The organism is Prosthecobacter gellanilyticus (genome assembly GCF_007992435.1).
GTDB lineage: Bacteria > Verrucomicrobiota > Verrucomicrobiia > Verrucomicrobiales > Verrucomicrobiaceae > Prosthecobacter > Prosthecobacter gellanilyticus.
In genome coordinates this window covers 13,511-29,869 of the sequence record NZ_BKAG01000056.1, presented here as the reverse complement: position 1 = coordinate 29,869, position 16,359 = coordinate 13,511, and the positions used below count along the sequence as shown (strand labels likewise).

General features: G+C 61.2%; 12 protein-coding genes. 7 read left to right on the top strand and 5 right to left on the bottom strand.

Annotated features, from left to right (window positions below; all coding sequences use genetic code 11):
- Positions 1-202: 202 nt before the first annotated feature.
- Both BGE01nite_RS24835 and pyrR read right to left on the bottom strand, forming a co-directional pair.
- Positions 203-1,129: an aspartate carbamoyltransferase catalytic subunit gene (locus tag BGE01nite_RS24835; protein ID WP_146854843.1), complete on the bottom strand. Its 927-nt coding sequence runs from the start codon at positions 1,127-1,129 to the stop codon at positions 203-205.
- Positions 1,130-1,166: 37 nt separating this feature from the next.
- Positions 1,167-1,727: a bifunctional pyr operon transcriptional regulator/uracil phosphoribosyltransferase PyrR gene (gene pyrR / locus BGE01nite_RS24830; protein ID WP_170267038.1), complete on the bottom strand. Its 561-nt coding sequence runs from the start codon at positions 1,725-1,727 to the stop codon at positions 1,167-1,169.
- Between the two features lie 202 nt (positions 1,728-1,929).
- Between pyrR and BGE01nite_RS24825 the strand changes: the two genes are divergently transcribed.
- From BGE01nite_RS24825 to BGE01nite_RS24810, 4 genes are all read left to right on the top strand, one after another.
- Positions 1,930-6,609, top strand: a complete 4,680-nt coding sequence (locus BGE01nite_RS24825; RefSeq protein WP_146854839.1) for a DUF4175 family protein — start codon at positions 1,930-1,932, stop codon at positions 6,607-6,609.
- Between the two features lie 143 nt (positions 6,610-6,752).
- Positions 6,753-7,496, top strand: coding sequence for a hypothetical protein (locus BGE01nite_RS24820; RefSeq protein WP_146854837.1), 744 nt, complete (start codon positions 6,753-6,755; stop codon positions 7,494-7,496).
- A 43-nt stretch (positions 7,497-7,539) separates the two neighbouring features.
- Positions 7,540-8,481 carry an MJ1477/TM1410 family putative glycoside hydrolase gene (locus BGE01nite_RS24815; RefSeq protein ID WP_146854835.1) on the top strand — a complete coding sequence of 314 codons (942 nt, stop codon included), beginning with the start codon at positions 7,540-7,542 and terminating at the stop codon, positions 8,479-8,481.
- Positions 8,482-8,618: 137 nt separating this feature from the next.
- A complete protein-coding gene (locus BGE01nite_RS24810; protein ID WP_146854833.1) occupies positions 8,619-9,836 on the top strand; it encodes a hypothetical protein in 1,218 nt (405 codons plus the stop codon).
- Between the two features lie 4 nt (positions 9,837-9,840).
- On the opposite strand, the gene rlmB is transcribed toward BGE01nite_RS24810, so the two are convergent.
- Entirely contained in the window at positions 9,841-10,365 is a 525-nt protein-coding gene (gene rlmB, locus BGE01nite_RS24805; RefSeq protein ID WP_246145794.1) for a 23S rRNA (guanosine(2251)-2'-O)-methyltransferase RlmB, read from the bottom strand.
- A gap of 131 nt (positions 10,366-10,496) precedes the next feature.
- Positions 10,497-11,978: a carboxypeptidase M32 gene (locus tag BGE01nite_RS24800; protein ID WP_146854830.1), complete on the bottom strand. Its 1,482-nt coding sequence runs from the start codon at positions 11,976-11,978 to the stop codon at positions 10,497-10,499.
- A gap of 175 nt (positions 11,979-12,153) precedes the next feature.
- Here BGE01nite_RS24800 and BGE01nite_RS24795 point away from each other — a divergent pair, with 175 nt between their 5' ends.
- Positions 12,154-13,074, top strand: coding sequence for an adenylate/guanylate cyclase domain-containing protein (locus tag BGE01nite_RS24795; RefSeq protein ID WP_146854828.1), 921 nt, complete (start codon positions 12,154-12,156; stop codon positions 13,072-13,074).
- Between the two features lie 102 nt (positions 13,075-13,176).
- Here the strand turns inward: BGE01nite_RS24795 and queA are convergent, their stop codons facing one another.
- The gene (gene queA / locus BGE01nite_RS24790) at positions 13,177-14,151 is read right to left on the bottom strand and encodes a tRNA preQ1(34) S-adenosylmethionine ribosyltransferase-isomerase QueA (RefSeq protein WP_146854826.1); all 975 of its coding nucleotides are present in this window, start codon (positions 14,149-14,151) and stop codon (positions 13,177-13,179) included.
- Between the two features lie 114 nt (positions 14,152-14,265).
- Here queA and BGE01nite_RS24785 point away from each other — a divergent pair, with 114 nt between their 5' ends.
- The gene (locus BGE01nite_RS24785; RefSeq protein WP_146854824.1) at positions 14,266-15,063 is read left to right on the top strand and encodes a sialate O-acetylesterase; all 798 of its coding nucleotides are present in this window, start codon (positions 14,266-14,268) and stop codon (positions 15,061-15,063) included.
- 146 nt (positions 15,064-15,209) lie between these two features.
- Positions 15,210-16,304: a histidinol-phosphate transaminase gene (gene hisC, locus BGE01nite_RS24780; protein ID WP_146854822.1), complete on the top strand. Its 1,095-nt coding sequence runs from the start codon at positions 15,210-15,212 to the stop codon at positions 16,302-16,304.
- Positions 16,305-16,359: the final 55 nt, after the last annotated feature.

The following is a 16,359-nucleotide window of genomic DNA, read 5'->3' as shown; positions in this document are numbered from 1 at the left end:
TCCATCCGGGAAGCCCAATCCCTCGCCTGATCCTCAAGATCGAGAAAAACCAAAAGTATAAAAACTCTCTGAAATCTTTCTACCCACAATCTTTCTACCCTCCTCACTTCCATTCCCCCAAAACTCCATCACTCCCAGTCTTCTGCATCCGCCCCACGAGGTCTAACGCCCTACTCCGCCCTCCGGCCTCAAACCTCCGCACTTAGCCCTCCGCGCCCGGCTTCAGCCAGTAGAGCACGCTCATGCGCACGGCGATGCCATTTTCCACCTGCTGGTTGATCAGGCTTTTCTCATAGTTCATGCCACGATCCGTGATCTCCACACCTCGGTTCACCGGACCTGGATGCATGAGCCAGAGGCCACGCTCGCGGATGATGTCCACACGCGCATCGGTGAGGCCGTAGTTGCGGTGATACTCCGCAGCGCTGGGGAAGAAAGGCTCGTCCATGCGCTCGCTCTGCACGCGCAGGAGGTACACCACATCAGGACGCCAGGCCAGGGCATCATCCCAATTGCCAAACTGGGCGATCTCCTGCGGGATCTCTCTCGGCATCATGGAGCCGGGGGAGAGGTAGGCCACGTTCATGCCCAGACGGCGTAAAATCAGGCTCGTGCTGCGTGCCACGCGGGAGTGCTGGATGTCTCCCACGATCAGCACACGCGCCCCGCGCAGATCCTTGAACTTCTCCCGCAGCGTGAAGGCATCCAGCAGTGCTTGCGTGGGATGCGCATGCCAGCCGTCACCGGCATTGATCACGCTCGCACGGGTGTTTTGGGCGATGAGGTTCGGCGTGCCGGACTTCTTGTGACGAACGATGATGTAGTCCACCTTCATCGACTCCAGAGTCTCCACCGTGTCGAGCACAGACTCGCCCTTCACCACGCTGGAGGACTCGATGTCAAAGCCGATCACGTCTGCGGAAAGGCGGCTCGCGGCCACCTCAAATGAGGAGCGCGTGCGTGTGCTCGGCTCATAAAACAGCGTCAGCACGGACTTGCCTTTCAGCGTCGGTACCTTCTTCACGGTGCGCTTGAAAAGGTCTTTGAAAGGCCCCGCATTCGCCAGCACGAACTCGATCTCTTCATCCGTGAGAGAGGCGATATCGAGGAGGTCTTTGCGGGGTGTCATGGTGAGTAGGTCGGAAAAGAAAAGTAAGGGAAGAAAATCAGGCAGTCTTGTTGTGCCAGGCGGTCACAAAGACCTCGTCACGGCCATCCATGGCGGCGAAGCGCACTCTCACGCGGTCTTCCTTCGGAAGGTCCACCTTCAAGCCGGCAAAGTCCGCAGTGAACGGCAGCTCGCGACCCGCACGGTCCACCAGCGCGGCGATCTGCACCATGCGTGGACGACCGAAGCCGAGAAGCTCTTCCAAAGCCGCGCGCGAAGTGCGAGCTGTGTAGACCACCTCATCACAGAGAATGACCACGGCATCATCCAGGTCGAAATCGATCTCGGATCCCTCCAGCTTCGGCAGCACGGTGAAGGAGTGCAGGTCATCGCGATACTGGGTGATGTCGATCTTCCCGAGCTCGATCTGCAAGCCCTTGGCGATCAAGCGGGCACCGAGAGCTTCCGCAAACGGCACACCACGGCGGTAAACCCCCACAAGCGCCAGTTTCTCCTCATCCTTCCAGCGCTCATAAATCGCCTCGGCGATCTCATCCAGGCAACGGTTCACCCCTGCGGCATCGAGAAGCTGGCGTTGGGTCGGGGAGGAGTCAGGCACGCCCTGAGATGAACGCGGCAGGGCAGGGGCGTCAACGGCAAAAGTCGAGTCCATCACATCGCCCAGACACTCGCAGCTTGCTCGCTCTTTTCAGAATGGCTTGGTCATAAGTGTAAATCAGTGTCCATTAGTGGTTTAAAGACTGGTCTTCGCAGGGAAGAACCCTGCCAAACGGCACGTTGTCTGCGCTCCCCCTTTTTTCATGAACGTCTCCCTCCGCCCCGCCACGCTCGAAGCCCTCGCCGCTTTTCGCCAGCGCCGGCAAAAGCTCCTCCAATGGCGCGCCTACCTCGCCTGGGCAGGCATCGCCCTCGCTGCCCTGCTCGTCATCGCGCTGCTCGACCGCGCACGCCTCATGCCGGAGTTCATCCGCCCCTGGCTCACGCTCAGCGTCTATGCTGGCGCCGCCTTCTTCGCCTGGCGCGTGGCTTGGCGCTTCATTGGCGATGCCCGCGGCCTCCCCGGCGCAGCTCGCTTGCTTGAAGCCGCCGCGCCCAACATGCATGAGCGCCTCATCGCGGCGGTCGAGCTTTCCGAAGGCCACAGCAACGAGTCCGAGGAGTTCCGCGCCCGCCTGCAAGATGAAGTGGCCAGTGAAGTGAAAAACATTTCGTTAGACTCCGCGCTGCCTTCCCGCTCGCTCAAACCCTGGATCCTGGGCGCTGGCGGTGCCTTCTTCTTGATCATCGGTCTGTGCCTGGTCTCCAGCCTGCATCTTCCCGGCTTCCTCGCCCGCGCCGCCTTCCCCTTTGTGAACTTTGCCCGCCCCTCGAGCGTGCAGATCAACATCGTCGCGCCGAAACCCGCGAGCATGCTCGTGCCCATCGCTTCGGAGTTGGAGATCCTCGCGGATGTCGTCGGTCCCCAGCCGGAGCGCGTGCAGATCGAAACCGTTTCCGGCGATTCCAAACCCCGCCTTCAAGACATGACGCGCGCAGGCTCGCAGTATCAGGCCCTCGTCAGCATCGGCCAGAGTGATCTGCGCTACCGCATCGTCGCGGAGGATGCCATGAGCCCCTGGCATACGCTCAGCGCTCGTCCGCGTCCGCGTGTTACCGAGTTCGTCAAGACCATCGTCCCGCCCGCCTACTCCGGTCTTCCTGAGGTCAAGCTCACCGAGGACCATGGCGATGTCGAAGCCCTCGAAGGCAGCACGCTCAAGCTTTCCTTGAAGGCCAACCAGCCGGTCACCAAGGCGGAGCTTCTCCTGAATCCTGATCATGCGGATCATCCTCCCGCCGTTCCGGTGAAGGAAATCAAGGACGGCACCATCCATGCTGAACTGTTGGTTAAGCCAGAGGTCGAGTCCTGGCAGATTGCCCTCACTGCCGAGGAAACCGGTTTCACCAATGAGGAATTCTCTCCCTGGAGCGTCACAGTGCTTCCTGACCTGCCTCCCTTTGTGCAGGTGATCGAGCCTGCGGAGCAGCTGGAGATGCTGCCAGATGAATCCATCCGCTTCAGCGGCGCGGCCACGGATGATGTGGGCCTCGCTTCGGTGAAGCTCGCGCATCAGATTAATGCCGGGAACTGGACTGAGAAGGAACTCTCCGGCAAGACCGGCAAGGAATCCCAGGTGCAGGCCACTCTGCCCCTTTCTCCCTTGCAGGTGAAGGCCGGGGACACGGTGATGCTCAAGCTCATCGCCATCGATCTCAAAGGTTTGAAGACGGAGTCGGAGCCGGTGCGCATTGTCATTCTCGAGCAGACCATGAGTCCGCAGAAGCGTGAGTGGGCAGCGCAGACACGCCGTTTTGCGCAGCAGGCGGAAAGCCTCTCTGAAGATGCACGTGAACTCCGCAAAGCCACGGAACAACTGCGCAGGACCGAGAAGCAGGCCGAGAAAAATCCTGACGCCGCGCGTGCTGCCCAGGATGCCGTGGCACGTGCGCAGGGGGATCTGGAAAAGGTGCAGGAAAAAGCCGAGGACCTCTGGAAGCAGCTCCAGGAAAGTGCCCGCCAGGCTCCCACGCATCTCGATGCCGCTGAAGTGCAGCTGCTTGGCGAGCGCCTCGCCCACATGCGTCAGGATTCGCTGAAGCAGATGGAGAAGGAGATGTCGGGCGATATCGAGCAGACCGAAAGCATCAAGCACGCTGCCAGCGAGGCGCAGTCAGACATCGACACCATCGCCAGTGCCGCGCGTGCTTTTGCGGCTGAGGACAACGCCCGCCTCGTCTCCCAGCAGGCCCAGCAATTAGCTCGTCAAGAAGCCCTGCTCACCGAGCAGTCTCTTCCGGCGAACCGCGATGCCGCCCAGCGCCCGAAATGGCAGGAGCAGCAGCGCGGCGCCCTCGCCGCCGCCGAGCCTCTGCGTGAGCAGATGGAAGAGCTGAAACCGCTTGTCGATGGTGGTCAGCAGAACCAGCTCAAGGAGTTTCAAAAACAACTCACCGAAGCCAGCGCCGATCTCGCCGCCAGTCTCGACAAACCGGATCAGGCCAAAAGCCCGGAGCATCTGTATGGCGCCGCAGACAACCTCCGCCAGCGTCTCGCCCGCACCTCCGATGCAGCCCGTGCCATGGCTGAGCAGGCCGCGAACCGCGCGCAGCAGCTTCGTGAGCAGATCGCCCGTCAGGAGAACCCGGCCGTCGTGGCTTTGAATGAAGCCCGCGAGGCCGTCGCCCAGGCCGCTGCCGAGGCCAAGAAGCCTAACCAAAAGCCACGTGAAGATCGCAATGGCGACACCGCCCAGGAAAAGGCCGCCAAGGAGCTCGCGAATGCTGCCAAGCAGCTCGAGGAGCAGGCAGCGCTGCGCGAGCAGAATGCCCTCACCAATGACGAGGCCGCGCTCGATGCCAACCGCGCCAGCCGCGCTGCGGACAAGCTCGCCCGCGAAGTCCAGGAAGCCACGACCCCTGAAGGTGCCCGCGCCATGCCCCAGCCTGCTGGCAAGGAGGACAACAAGAACAACACACCTGATCCTCTCGTGGCGAAAGCCGAGCAGCTTCGTGATGCCGTGCGTGCTCTTGAGGCCGATGCCTTGGCGCAAACAGCCATGAAGGCTGCGGAAGAGGCCGCCTTCAGCGCCACGCAGCAGCCGAATGAAAACCCTGCCGCTGATCAAGCCCGCGCCGCCGCTGAAGCCCTGCGTCAGCTTCCTGAAAACATCCGCCGCATGAAGCAGCCGGATGCGCAAAAGGCTCAGGCAGCGCAGCAGCTTGCACAGAAGGCCCAGCAAGCCGCGGATCAGAACCGTAATGCGGCCGAGCAGCTTCAGAACCTCGAGCGCCAGGCCGCCACCCAGCCGCCTAACCAACCTTTGAATACACAACCCGCCCAGCAGGCTGCTGAACAAGCCCGCCAGCAGGCTTCAGAAGTGGCTCAGCAGCTCGCCGAGCAAACAGGTGAGGCACGTGAAGCCCTGGCCCAGCTCACACCCAAGGTGAGTGACATGATGAAGGCCGTGGCGCAGGACTTGAAGCAGACGCAGCAGGAAACCCAGGCTGCCGCCGCTGAAGCGCAGGCGAACAAGCCCGTGGCTGATGTCGCGCAGAAAGCCTCCGAGCTTCAAACCCAGTCCGAGGAAAATGCCGAGAAGATGGCGTCAGTGCAGGCCGCTCTTCGTCAGGAGGCCAACGCCGCCGATCTGCAAAAGCAAAGCCAGCGCCAGATGGCCCGCACCGCGGATGCAGCGCTCGCGCAGATGCAGCAGGCCCAGCCGCAGGTGGAGCAGAACCTGAAGCAGGCTTCCGAGGCCCAGCAGAGCCAGCCTCAGGCCCAGGCGCTGAATCAAGCCGCGCAGGCCCAACAACAAGCTGCGCAAGCCTTGGATCAACTCGCCAAGAACATGGCCAAGGCCGAAGCAGGCCAGGAGTTGAGCGCTCAAGAGCTCGCCGATGCTGCGAAGATGGAGCAGGACATCGGAGTGAAGGAGCCTCTTGATGAAGCTTATGCCCGTGCCCAGGCTCTTGCCCAGATGGCGCAGGATGCGCAGCAAGATCCTGGCAAGGTGCTGGCCGAGCTTGAAAAGGAACTGCCCAAGAATGCTGCCATGCAGAAGGCTCTCGCCGAACTTGGCAAACAAACCGCGAAAGCCAGCGAGCAGGCCGTGGCCTCGGAAGCCCAGCAGCCGAGCAACCTCGGCCTCGCCACCGAGCAGGCCGCCAATGATCTGCAGCGTGTGGCTCGTCACCAAGAACGTCTTGGTCAGAAAGAAGCCGCGCAGCAAACCGCTCAGGCAGCCCAGTCCTTGCAGAAGCAGGCCTCCGCTGCCCGCACCTCACCGGCAGCCCCAGGCCAGCCTGCACCTCCCACACCGAAGCCCGTCGGCCAGGAGGCTCTCTCACCTGCAGGACAGGCCACGAAAGCCGCGGAAGCTACTGCGGCTGCCACACCTCCGGCCATGACGCCGCATCCGCTGGAAGCCGTGCAGGCCACCTTCCTCGCGCAGGCTCTCGATCAGCTTGATGCCCAGCTTCACCCCATGCAGGCACAGAACGGCCAGCCCCAGCCAGGTGGTGAGCAACAGCAGCAGGGACAGCAAGGCCAGCAGCAGGCGCAGAAGCCCGGCGCGCAGCAGAGCCTCTCCCAGGCTCAGCAGAGCCAGCAGCAGCAGATGGCGGATCAGCGCAACCAGGGCCAGACCCCAGGCACGCAGCAGCCGAAGCCCTCCAGCCAGATGGCGCAAAATCAGCAGAATCAAAAGCAGCAGCAGAACCAGTCCCAGGCCTCCACGGAAAACGCGGATGGCGACATCCAGGCCATGCTGAAGGACGGCGTGCTCGGCAAAGAAATCATCCTCGTCAAAGGCGACTGGGGCCACCTGCCCAGCAAGATGGCCGAGGACCTCACCGAAGCCACCCGCACCGAAGCCGCTCCCGAATATCGCGCCGCCATCGAAAGCTACTACAAAGCCATCGCCACCAAGGCCCGGAAGTGAATGAGGTTTGGTAGAAAGATTAAGGGTAGAAAAATTTTCTGAAATCTTTCTACCCCTAAATTTTTCTACCAAAATTGGTTTGGGAATTATGGTGACCAAGAACAACGCAATTTCACTCATTGTTCGTCGTTCCAAGTGCACGCATGCGTCTCATCCTTTCCATTCTCAGTGCCGCCAGCCTCTCCCAAGGCGCCGAATTAAAACCTCTGCTCGCCCAGCCTGACCAGATCGTCATGCAGGATGACTTCTCGAAGCCAGGCCCCATCAACCGCCAGCATTGGGGCGCACGTCAGGGCACACAATGGTCCGTTGAAGAGGGTGTCCTCCGCGGCAAACCCTCCACGCCCGAGTTCCAGGCCAGGAAGAAAGACCACTTCGGCTACGAGCCGCGCATCTCCGCGCCGGTCACACCGCCGCAGTTCATCGCGCAGTTTTCGGTGCGCTTCACCGGTGGCAGCGAGACCGCCATCGTGCCCTTCATGGAGTTCGGTCATCATGTCTGCCGCCTCCGCCTAACCAAAGACGGTGCAGAAATGCTCGCCGATGGCGAATCACTGAAGGTCGCTGAATCCAAGGAGCTCAAGTATGAGCCCGGGAAGTGGTATCACGCCCTCGCCGAGATGAAGGGCGATGAGTTCGTCATCCAGTTCGCTGATGGCCCCACGCTTTACGCGAAGCATCCCGGCTTTGCCAAGCCGGCGGAGAAAGGTGGCTCCGGTCTCGGCATCGCGGGACCCAAAGACGGCGTGGCTGAACTCGACAACGTGACCCTCTGGTCCATCAAACCCGAAGCCCAGGCAGGATGGGCCGCGAAGCGGGATTCCTTGCCCAAGCTCACCCCCGTGACCGTCGGGAAGAAAAAGAGTGCCAGTTCGAAGGTGGAATGACACTATGGGCGGCCTGGCTTAACCTGCCCTGGCTCACTTAACCATGAAGTTCATCATCGCCTGCTGTCTGCTTGTCTTCTGCTTTCATGCGGAGGCCCAAGTGTGGTCACCAAAGTCCTTCGCCTATGTCCTGCAGGCGGATCGTCTGGCGGCGAATCGTGCTTTTGTGGTGCAAAAGCTCGCCGCCAGTGGTCGCGACCTCATCGTGCTCGATGCGTCCTACCAGACGCAGCCGGGTGGTGCATGGACCTCCGCAGAGCTTGAAACGATCCGTCGTGGCAAAAGCGGCCGCCGGATCGTCGCCTATCTCTCGATTGGCGAGGCCGAGGACTACCGCCCCTACTGGCAGAAGTCCTGGGATGCGAACAAAGACGGCAAGCCAGATGCTGGCGCGCCCGCTTTCCTGAATATCGAAAATCCGGATTGGGAGGGTAATTACCGCGTGCGCTACTGGCAGCCGGCCTGGCAGCAGATCATGCTGCCCTACGTGGACCAGATCGTCGCCCAGGGCTTTGACGGCATCTATCTCGACATCGTGGACGCCTTTGAGTTTTACGAATACGACGCGGCGAAAAAGGACTGGATTGATGACCGTCGAAATCCCGAGACGGGTGCCACCTATCGCCGAGATATGATCGCCTGGGTGGGCACCATCGCCAGACGTGCGCGTGCCAAGCGTCCCGGTTTCCTGGTCATTCCGCAGAATGCCTCTCAGTTGCTCGATCATGCCGATTACCGCGAACTCATCAGCGCCATCGGGGTGGAGGATCTGTTCGTGGCTGGCAAAAAGCTGACCACGGCGGCGCAGTCGCGCTATGTCATGAGCTTCCTGCAGAAGCTGCAACCTTCTGGAAAACGGGTGCTTGTCATCGACTACCCGAAATCAAAGGATATTTATCCCGCGGCATTCAGCGCGGCTGCGAAACAGGGCTTCACCCTGCTGCTCACGGATCGCGAACTGACGACGCTGGGCGAGTCCCGCTAAAGCAGCCACCTTCGTAAGAAGTTTGTAGGCCTGCTGACGGGCGTGTTGCCGGGATGTCCCTGACAAACCTTTTAACCTCGTCTCTTGCCAGTTGGGCCCTTTTTTGGCATGGTAGCTGTTCGTTGTCCCCCTGACGAATGCCTGCCGCCCAAGTCACATGTCCTCACTGTGAGACGCCTGTCGAAATCCAGGTGACGGCGGTCACGCGCTCGCGTCCCTGCCCGAAGTGCGGGCAGTCCATCATGCTGCAGTTCGCAGGCCGCACCTCCCGGGTGAAGCACAAGGCGCTGCTCATGGCACCGACTCCGCCCACGGACAGCATTCCCTTCAAGGCCGAGGTCAGTCATGAGGCCAGCAATTTCCCGGGTGATGCCTTTGAGCGCATGTGCCTGGACCCTGAGCTGATCCGCACCCGCAGGCAGTTCATGGTGGGTGCCGTGTGTGTCGTCGCCCTCGTGATCGGTCTCGCGGTCATGCATTTCACGTCTCCACGCAGCCAGCCTGAGGAGACCTCTGCCGATGTGGCTGAGTCTCCCGCTTCAGCGTCCGTCATGGCCAAGACGGAGGCCGCTGTCCAATCGCAGCCGCGCCCGGTCGCCTCGGCTGTGCCAGCGCCTGCTGGACCCTCCCACGCTGCCAGTCCTTCGTCTCCCATGCGGATCACCTTCCGTTCCGCCACGGATACCACGCCAAGGCCGGCGGATGAATCTCAAGGCGCCCTGGAGTCGTTTCTCAAGGCTCCCACGGTGGATGAAAAGCTGGCCCTCGTGCATGACGCTGTGCGTGTGGAGCCCGCCATGCGTGCCTACTATCAGAAGCATCAGGTCGGCGCTCTCTCCTACAGCCACGTCGAGCGCCATCCGCAAAGCCTGCGCAGTGACTTTGCCGAGTTCCGTGTCGTGTTGACAGACGGCACCCGCAAGTTCGCCGCCGTGATGACCACGCCTGAAGGTCCGCGTGTTGATTGGGCCAGCTTTGTGGCCCTCGGTGATCTCGAGTGGGAGCAGATGCGCCAGACCCGCCCCACGAAGCCCGTGCTCATGCGTGTGCTGGCCTTTGCGGGTGATCACTTCAGCGGCTCCTTCAGTGATGCCAGGACGCTCAGCTGCGTGCGCTTCGTGCCGGCGGAAAATCCCACCGCCGCCCCCGTCTATGGTTACGTGCCCACCACCAGTGACCTGGGCCGTCAGATTGCCACCTGGCTTTCATCCTCAGGCTCAGATCCTCTGCCTCTCACTGTGAAGCTCTCGTATCCCGAGAAAGCCGTCAGTCACGATCAGGCATGGATCGCCGAGGTCGTCGTCCCTGGCTGGGTCACCCTGGTGTCCCCCCCGACCACCGGCGAGGGGGAGTAAAGCGTCACTTCTTCGCTGCCTTCCGCTGCCGCACGGCTTCAAACAGGCTCACACCCGTGGCCACGGAGACGTTCAGACAAGGCACTCGGCCGCTGCTCGCCATAGGGATGCGCGCCTGGAAATCACACAGCTCGCCTGTCAGACGTCGCATGCCTTCACCTTCCGCTCCCACCACGATGGCGATGGGGCCCTTGAGATCGATGTCGTAGAGAGACTGCGTGGTTTCATCCGCCGTGCCGACGATCCACACGCCGAGCTCCTTCAGCCGTTCCATGGCGCGGGCGAGGTTCGTGACCCGCACCAGCGGCACGCTGTGTGCGCCACCGCAGGACACACGCACCACCGTTTCCGTGACCTGGCATGATTTGTCCTTCGGCATGATCACGCAGGCGCAACCCGCCGCATCGGCCGTGCGCAGGCAGGCCCCGAGATTGTGCGGATCCTGGATGCAGTCCAGGATCAGAATGAGCGGATCAGGCCTGTCTGCGAGCAGTCCCGGCAGATCCCCCTCCTCATAAAGATGCGGCATTCCCGCGGAGGGTGAGCTGTGACGATTTTGGCGCGCGACGGGCGGTGGCTTGGGCATGGTGAAAAGACCCCTCACCATCAAGGCAGTTCCCCCGCCGCGTCAAGCCCTGAGGGCCTCATCACTTCATCACGTCACCCCACAAACCGCTCGCGCAGATGCTTCAGGTGGTGCCGCGCATCCGTGGCCTTGCCGGTGGCGTGCTGCATGATGTCTCCGGGCAACGTGGCGCCACCCAGGGAGTGCACGTTGTTCCGCAGCCAGGCCAGCAGGGGTGCGTAGTCCGCCTTTTCGATGCCTGCCGCGATGCGCTTTTGCTTCCTCGCGGTCGCAAAGAGCTGCGCCGCATTCAGATTCCCCAGCGTGTAAGTGGCGAAGTAGCCCAGCCCGCCCATGCTCCAGTGAATGTCCTGCAGGCAGCCATGCGCCGCATCTGGCGGCGTCATGCCAAACATCTCCGTGAAGAGCGCATTCCAGGCCTCCGGGACATCCGCGACCGGCAGATCTCCATTCACCATGCGGCGCTCGATCTCAAAACGCAGGAGGATGTGCAGATCATAAGTTGCCTCGTCAGCCTCCACGCGGATGAAGGAATATTCGGAGCGGTTGATCGTGGCCATGAAGTCCTCCAGCTTGATCTTCCGCAGGTTCGGAAAGATCTCCGCCGCACGCGGCAGCCACTTCTGCCAGAAGCTCGTCGAGCGTCCCACATGATTCTCCCACAGACGGCTTTGCGACTCGTGAATGCCCAGCGAGCACGCACGCCCGGATGGCAGTCCGAAATCATCTTCCGGCAGACCCTGCTCATACAAACCGTGGCCGCTCTCATGCAGCACACCGAAGAGTGATGAAGTGAAATCCTTCTCATCATAGCGTGTGGTCAGGCGGATGTCGCGCGGACCCAGCGTGGTGCAGAAAGGATGCGCCGTGGTGTCGATGCGGCCCGCCTCAAAATCAAAGCCGATGCTCGCGGCGATCTCTGCATTCAGCTGTTGCTGCTTCGCCACCGGATAGTTGCCGCGCAGAAGATTGGGCTTCACACGCTTGCCACGTGCCACCGCCGCTCGCGCGATCTCGGTGAGCTCCGGCTTCAGCTTCGAAAAGAGCGCCGCCACCTCACGCGTGCGTGTGCCGCGCTCATACGTGTGCAGCAGCGCATCATACGGTTCATCCGCATAACCCCAGAGGTCTGCCTTGCGCCGGGCGATGCCCAGCAGCTTCTCCAGATGCGGTGCGAAGCCGGAAAAATCAGACTTCTTCCGCGCCTCCACCCACGCATGCTTGGCATGCGCGGTCAGTTCACTTTCCTCAATGACGAGACGGTTCGGGATCTTCGCATTGCGCTCATGCTCCTCTGTCATCACGCGCACATTTGCGGCCTGCTTCGCATCATTCAGCTTGGACTCGCTGGCCTGCACCAGCAGCTTTTGCATCATGCGTCCTGTCGCCTGCGCATGCGCCTTGCCGCTGAGCCAGGACATCTGTCTCGCGCGGAAGGCCAGCGCCTTCGCTGGCATGTAGGTTTCTTGATCCCAGGAAAGAGTGGATTCAGTGGAGGTGAGGAGGGAAACCTCGCGCACATGGTCGCAGAGCTGGTCGTAGGCGTTGGCAGGCATGTGACTCCATGATCGTGAGCACTCTCCGCCGCGCAAGCCCGGCGCTCTGCATCTTTACTGCACACAGAAGCCGTCCGGTGGCGTTCTATCGCAGAGTGTTCATTTCAGAAAACTTCTTCGCGGGAGGCTTGACTTCCGGCGTGGCAGTTGCTTGAAAAAACATAGAAAACAAACAATGGCCGCCTATTTGAGACAGCATGACAAGGGAGTGGAGTACGCGCTCGCGGACTTCAACCTCCTGGGGCGCAGCCCGGACGCGACCATCCGCCTCCAGGATGGAGGGGTGTCGCGTCAGCACGCCACCGTGCGTCGTGATGGCACCCTCTACTGGGTTTCTGACCTCGGCAGCGCGAACGGCAGCTTCGTCAATGACGTGGCTGTGACCACCGCACGTGCGCTGCGTCATGGAGACCGCATCCAGCTCGGCACCTGCCTTTTTACTTTTGAAACGGACGATGGTGACCACACCGGCCAGTCCGTGAGTGGTAACAGCATGCTGCACACCGTGGCCCTCCCGGTGAAGACCGTGAGAGCCACGCTGCTCGTCGGCGATCTGCGAAATTTCACCAGCATCTCCGCCCAGCTCAGTGCGGAGGAAGTCGCCGCCATGCTGCGCGAATGGTATGCTCAGTGTGAGCAGGTGCTCAAATCTCGTGGTGCCATCATCGACAAGTTCATTGGCGATGGCGTCTTCGCTTATTGGGCGGGCGACAGCCTGGAAGTGCGTGTCCGTGCCACCGAAGCCGCTCGACTGCTCAGCGGCCCCGAAGCCAGCGACTCACCCGTGCGGAAGCAGCTCAAGGAAGTTCGCAATCTCGAAGTCCATTGCCACATCGGCCTGAACATCGGGGACGTGGCCCTCGGTGCCATGGGCCGCGGCGTGAACACCGCCGTCGGCGAAGCTGTGAACGTCACCTTCCGTATCGAGAGCCTCACCCGCAAGCTCCAGGTCCCGGTCCTCGCCGGAGCCGCCTTCGTCGAAGGCTGGCCCGATGGCCTGGCCGATTACAAAAACGTCGGCGTGCATCCCGTCAAAGGCCAGCCCGACCCCGTCGAGGTCTACGCCCTGGTCGAGAGCAATCCCGTGCTTGCTTGAACGTACCACCCCATTCCGATGGGGTGGCGCTAAGGAGTCCTTTTGAGTATCGAATCCATCAAGGACTTCATTCCGGGCTACACCGAACTGTGAATAACTTATTCACACAATCAGCATGCAGTCCCCGTAACTGTAAAATCGGTAACGCTCACGTATCGCTTCTGTATACGCTTTCATGATCAGGTCACGTCCCGCAAAGGCACTCACCAGCATCATCAGCGTGGACTTTGGCAGATGGAAATTCGTCAGCAGTGCCCCCACCACCCGGAACTGAAATCCGGGATAAATGAAGATGTCCGTGCTACCTGACGCAGGCACTACTTTTCCATGGTCCCGCGCCACCGTCTCCAGCGTGCGCATGGAGGTCGTGCCCACGGCGATAACGCGTTTAGCGTTACTGATGCGTTTTGAGGTTTCGACACCCACTTCATACACCTCCGAGTGCATCTGATGCTCGCTGAGCTTCTCCACCTTCACCGGTTGAAACGTTCCCACCCCCACATGCAAGGTTACAAAAGCATGCGGCAGCGTGCTGAGCATCTGCGGCGTGAAATGCAGCCCCGCTGTCGGTGCTGCAATGGCTCCTGCTGACTGCGCGAAAACGGTTTGGTAACGCTCCCGATCCGCAGGCTGGTCATCACGCCCCATGTAATGCGGCAGCGCCAGATGCCCGTGCACATTTTCGTCAACCAGCGAGTCCCATTCGATGATGCGCTCCCCATTCTCGAGGATCTCACGCACCGTCCCGTTCGATTCACCGATCTGCACCATGTGCCCGATCTTGAACTTCTTCCCCGGTTTCACCATGCAGCGCCAGCGCAGCGGAGAGATCGGCTCCAGCCGCAGCACCTCACGACTGCCGTCATTGGAAAAGAACCGCGCTGGCACCACCCGCGTGTTGTTCAGCACCAGCAGATCATCCGCGCGCAGATACCCCGGCAGCTCACGAAAGGAGCGATGCTCAATCTCCCCGCTCTCCCGATGCACCACCAGCATCCGCGAAGCTGCACGATCTGTCAGCGGCTCGCTGGCGATGAGTTCAGGCGGAAGATGATAGTCGAAGTCAGAAGTAAGCACGGAACGTGAAGGGAAAGGGGAAGCGCATCCCTTGCATAACACTTCCACTTGGTCATCCGGGATGTTTTCACCGATGCGGAAGAACCCACACCACCATCCCGTTTTTCCCCACTCATGATTTCCCGCCGCTTTGCCCTCCTGCTGCTCGCTCTCGCCGCGCCCTTCGCCTCTGCCGCTGATCCCATCATCCTCCCGCCGAAGGACAGGCTGCACCTCTTCCTCCTCGTGGGGCAGTCCAACATGGCAGGTCGCGGCAACGTGGAGCCTGAGGATCAGAAAGTTCACGGCCGCGTCCACATGCTGGGGAAGGACGAAACCTGGGCCCCTGCCGTTGACCCCATGCATTGGGACAAACCCAGCGCGGGCGTCGGCCTGGGCCGCACCTTTGGCCGTGAGATCGCCAATGCCAACCCACGCATCGCCGTCGGCCTCATTCCCTGCGCCGTCGGCGGTTCACCCATTGATGCCTGGAAGCCCGGCATCATGTATGCCCCCACCAAAAGCCATCCCTGGGACGATGCCATCCGCCGCGCCAAGATTGCCCTCAAGGACGGCACCCTGAAAGGCATCCTCTGGCATCAAGGCGAGTCCGACTGCAAACCCGAGCTCGCCGCCACCTATGAGGACAAGCTCCACGATCTCATCCAGCGCCTGCGCAAAGAGCTGGATGCCCCGGACGTTCCCTTCATCGTCGGCCAGATGGGCTCCTTTGACGACGTCCCCTGGACCCCCGAGATGAAGCTCGTGGATGAAGCCCATCGCAACCTCCCCAAGAAGGTCAAAAACACTCTCTACGTCGGTTCCGAAGGCCTGAAGCACAAAGGCGACAAGATCCACTTCGACTCCCCCTCCTTCCGCGAGTTCGGCAAACGCTACGCCGCCGCCTACACCCTGCTCACCAAGCAACAATAGTAGAGCTGCCAGAACATTGGCTTGGAGCCATCTGTGCCCTCTGCGCTATCTGCGGTTAAATCCGGTTCGGTAAAAATCCACCTCCCGCTTCACACTTGCCAGCCCGCCCGTTTCGGCTGATAAACCGCGCTTTCCCGCCAACCCTCATGTCCATCTGGAACCACGCCAACTCGCAGCTCAAAGACCTCGTCGCCTACGAACCCGGAAAGCCTATCGAAGATGTGGCCCGCGAGCGCGGCCTTCGCCCGGAGGACATCATCAAGATGGCGTCGAATGAAAACCCGCTCGGCCCCTCGCCGAAGGCCATTGAGGCCATGCGCAAGGCCGTGGAGGAAGTGCACATCTATCCAGACGGCGCCTCATGGAAGCTGCGCAATGCCCTCGCGGAGAAGTTTAACCTCGAGATGGGGAACTTCATCATGGGCTGCGGCAGCAATGAAGTCATCGAGTTCATCGGTCACGCCTTCCTAAAACCGGGTGACAACATCATCACAGCCGAGCACGCCTTCCTGGTCTACAAACTCATGGCCAAGGTCTTCGGCGCGGACACCATCGAGGTGCCAGATCCCGGCTATGTCCACGATCTCGACGCCATGGCCGCCGCCATCACGCCGCAGACGAAGGAAGTCTTCATCGCCAATCCGAACAACCCCACCGGCACCCTCGTCACCCAGGAGCAGATCGACCGCTTCATGGCCAAGGTCCCGGAGCACGTCGTCGTCGTGTTTGACGAGGCCTACTATGAGTTCCTCGATAATCCGCCAGACACTCTGAAATACGTCCGCGAAGGCCGTAATGTGGTCGTCCTCCGCACCTTCTCAAAGATCCAGGGCCTCGCCGGCACCCGTGTCGGTTACGGCATCGCGAACAAGGAGTTGATCGATGTGCTTCAGCGCACCCGCCAGCCCTTCAACCTGAATGCCATCGCCCAGGCAGGCGCCCTCGCTGGTCTGCTGGACGACGAGCACCAGGCCAAGACCAAGCAGATCACCGACGAAGGCCGCACCTATTTGCAAAATAAGTTCGGCGAGCTCGGCCTCGAGTACATCCCCAGCTACGCGAACTTCGTGCTCGTGAAGGTGGGAGATGGCAATGCCGTCTTCAAGGCCATGATGGACAAGGGCATCATCGTCCGCGCCATGGCCGCTTATAAGCTCCCTGAGTGGGTCCGCATCAGCATCGGCACCATGCCGCAGAACGAGCGCTGCATCGAGGTCCTGAAGCAGGTCCTCGGCAAGTAAAGGTGGGGCAAGCTTCCAGCTTGCCCATCTAATCGACCAAATCTCACGTCTGCCC

Bases quoted from the DNA above. Each gene is read 5' to 3' on its own strand.
- BGE01nite_RS24835 (WP_146854843.1), bottom strand. From the start codon at position 1,129: ATGACACCCCGCAAAGACCTCCTCGATATCGCCTCTCTCACGGATGAA.
- BGE01nite_RS24825 (WP_146854839.1), top strand. From the start codon at position 1,930: ATGAACGTCTCCCTCCGCCCCGCCACGCTCGAAGCCCTCGCCGCTTTT.
- BGE01nite_RS24820 (WP_146854837.1), top strand. From the start codon at position 6,753: ATGCGTCTCATCCTTTCCATTCTCAGTGCCGCCAGCCTCTCCCAAGGC.
- BGE01nite_RS24815 (WP_146854835.1), top strand. From the start codon at position 7,540: ATGAAGTTCATCATCGCCTGCTGTCTGCTTGTCTTCTGCTTTCATGCG.
- BGE01nite_RS24810 (WP_146854833.1), top strand. From the start codon at position 8,619: ATGCCTGCCGCCCAAGTCACATGTCCTCACTGTGAGACGCCTGTCGAA.
- rlmB (WP_246145794.1), bottom strand. From the start codon at position 10,365: ATGCCGCATCTTTATGAGGAGGGGGATCTGCCGGGACTGCTCGCAGAC.
- BGE01nite_RS24800 (WP_146854830.1), bottom strand. From the start codon at position 11,978: ATGCCTGCCAACGCCTACGACCAGCTCTGCGACCATGTGCGCGAGGTT.
- BGE01nite_RS24795 (WP_146854828.1), top strand. From the start codon at position 12,154: ATGGCCGCCTATTTGAGACAGCATGACAAGGGAGTGGAGTACGCGCTC.
- BGE01nite_RS24785 (WP_146854824.1), top strand. From the start codon at position 14,266: ATGATTTCCCGCCGCTTTGCCCTCCTGCTGCTCGCTCTCGCCGCGCCC.
- hisC (WP_146854822.1), top strand. From the start codon at position 15,210: ATGTCCATCTGGAACCACGCCAACTCGCAGCTCAAAGACCTCGTCGCC.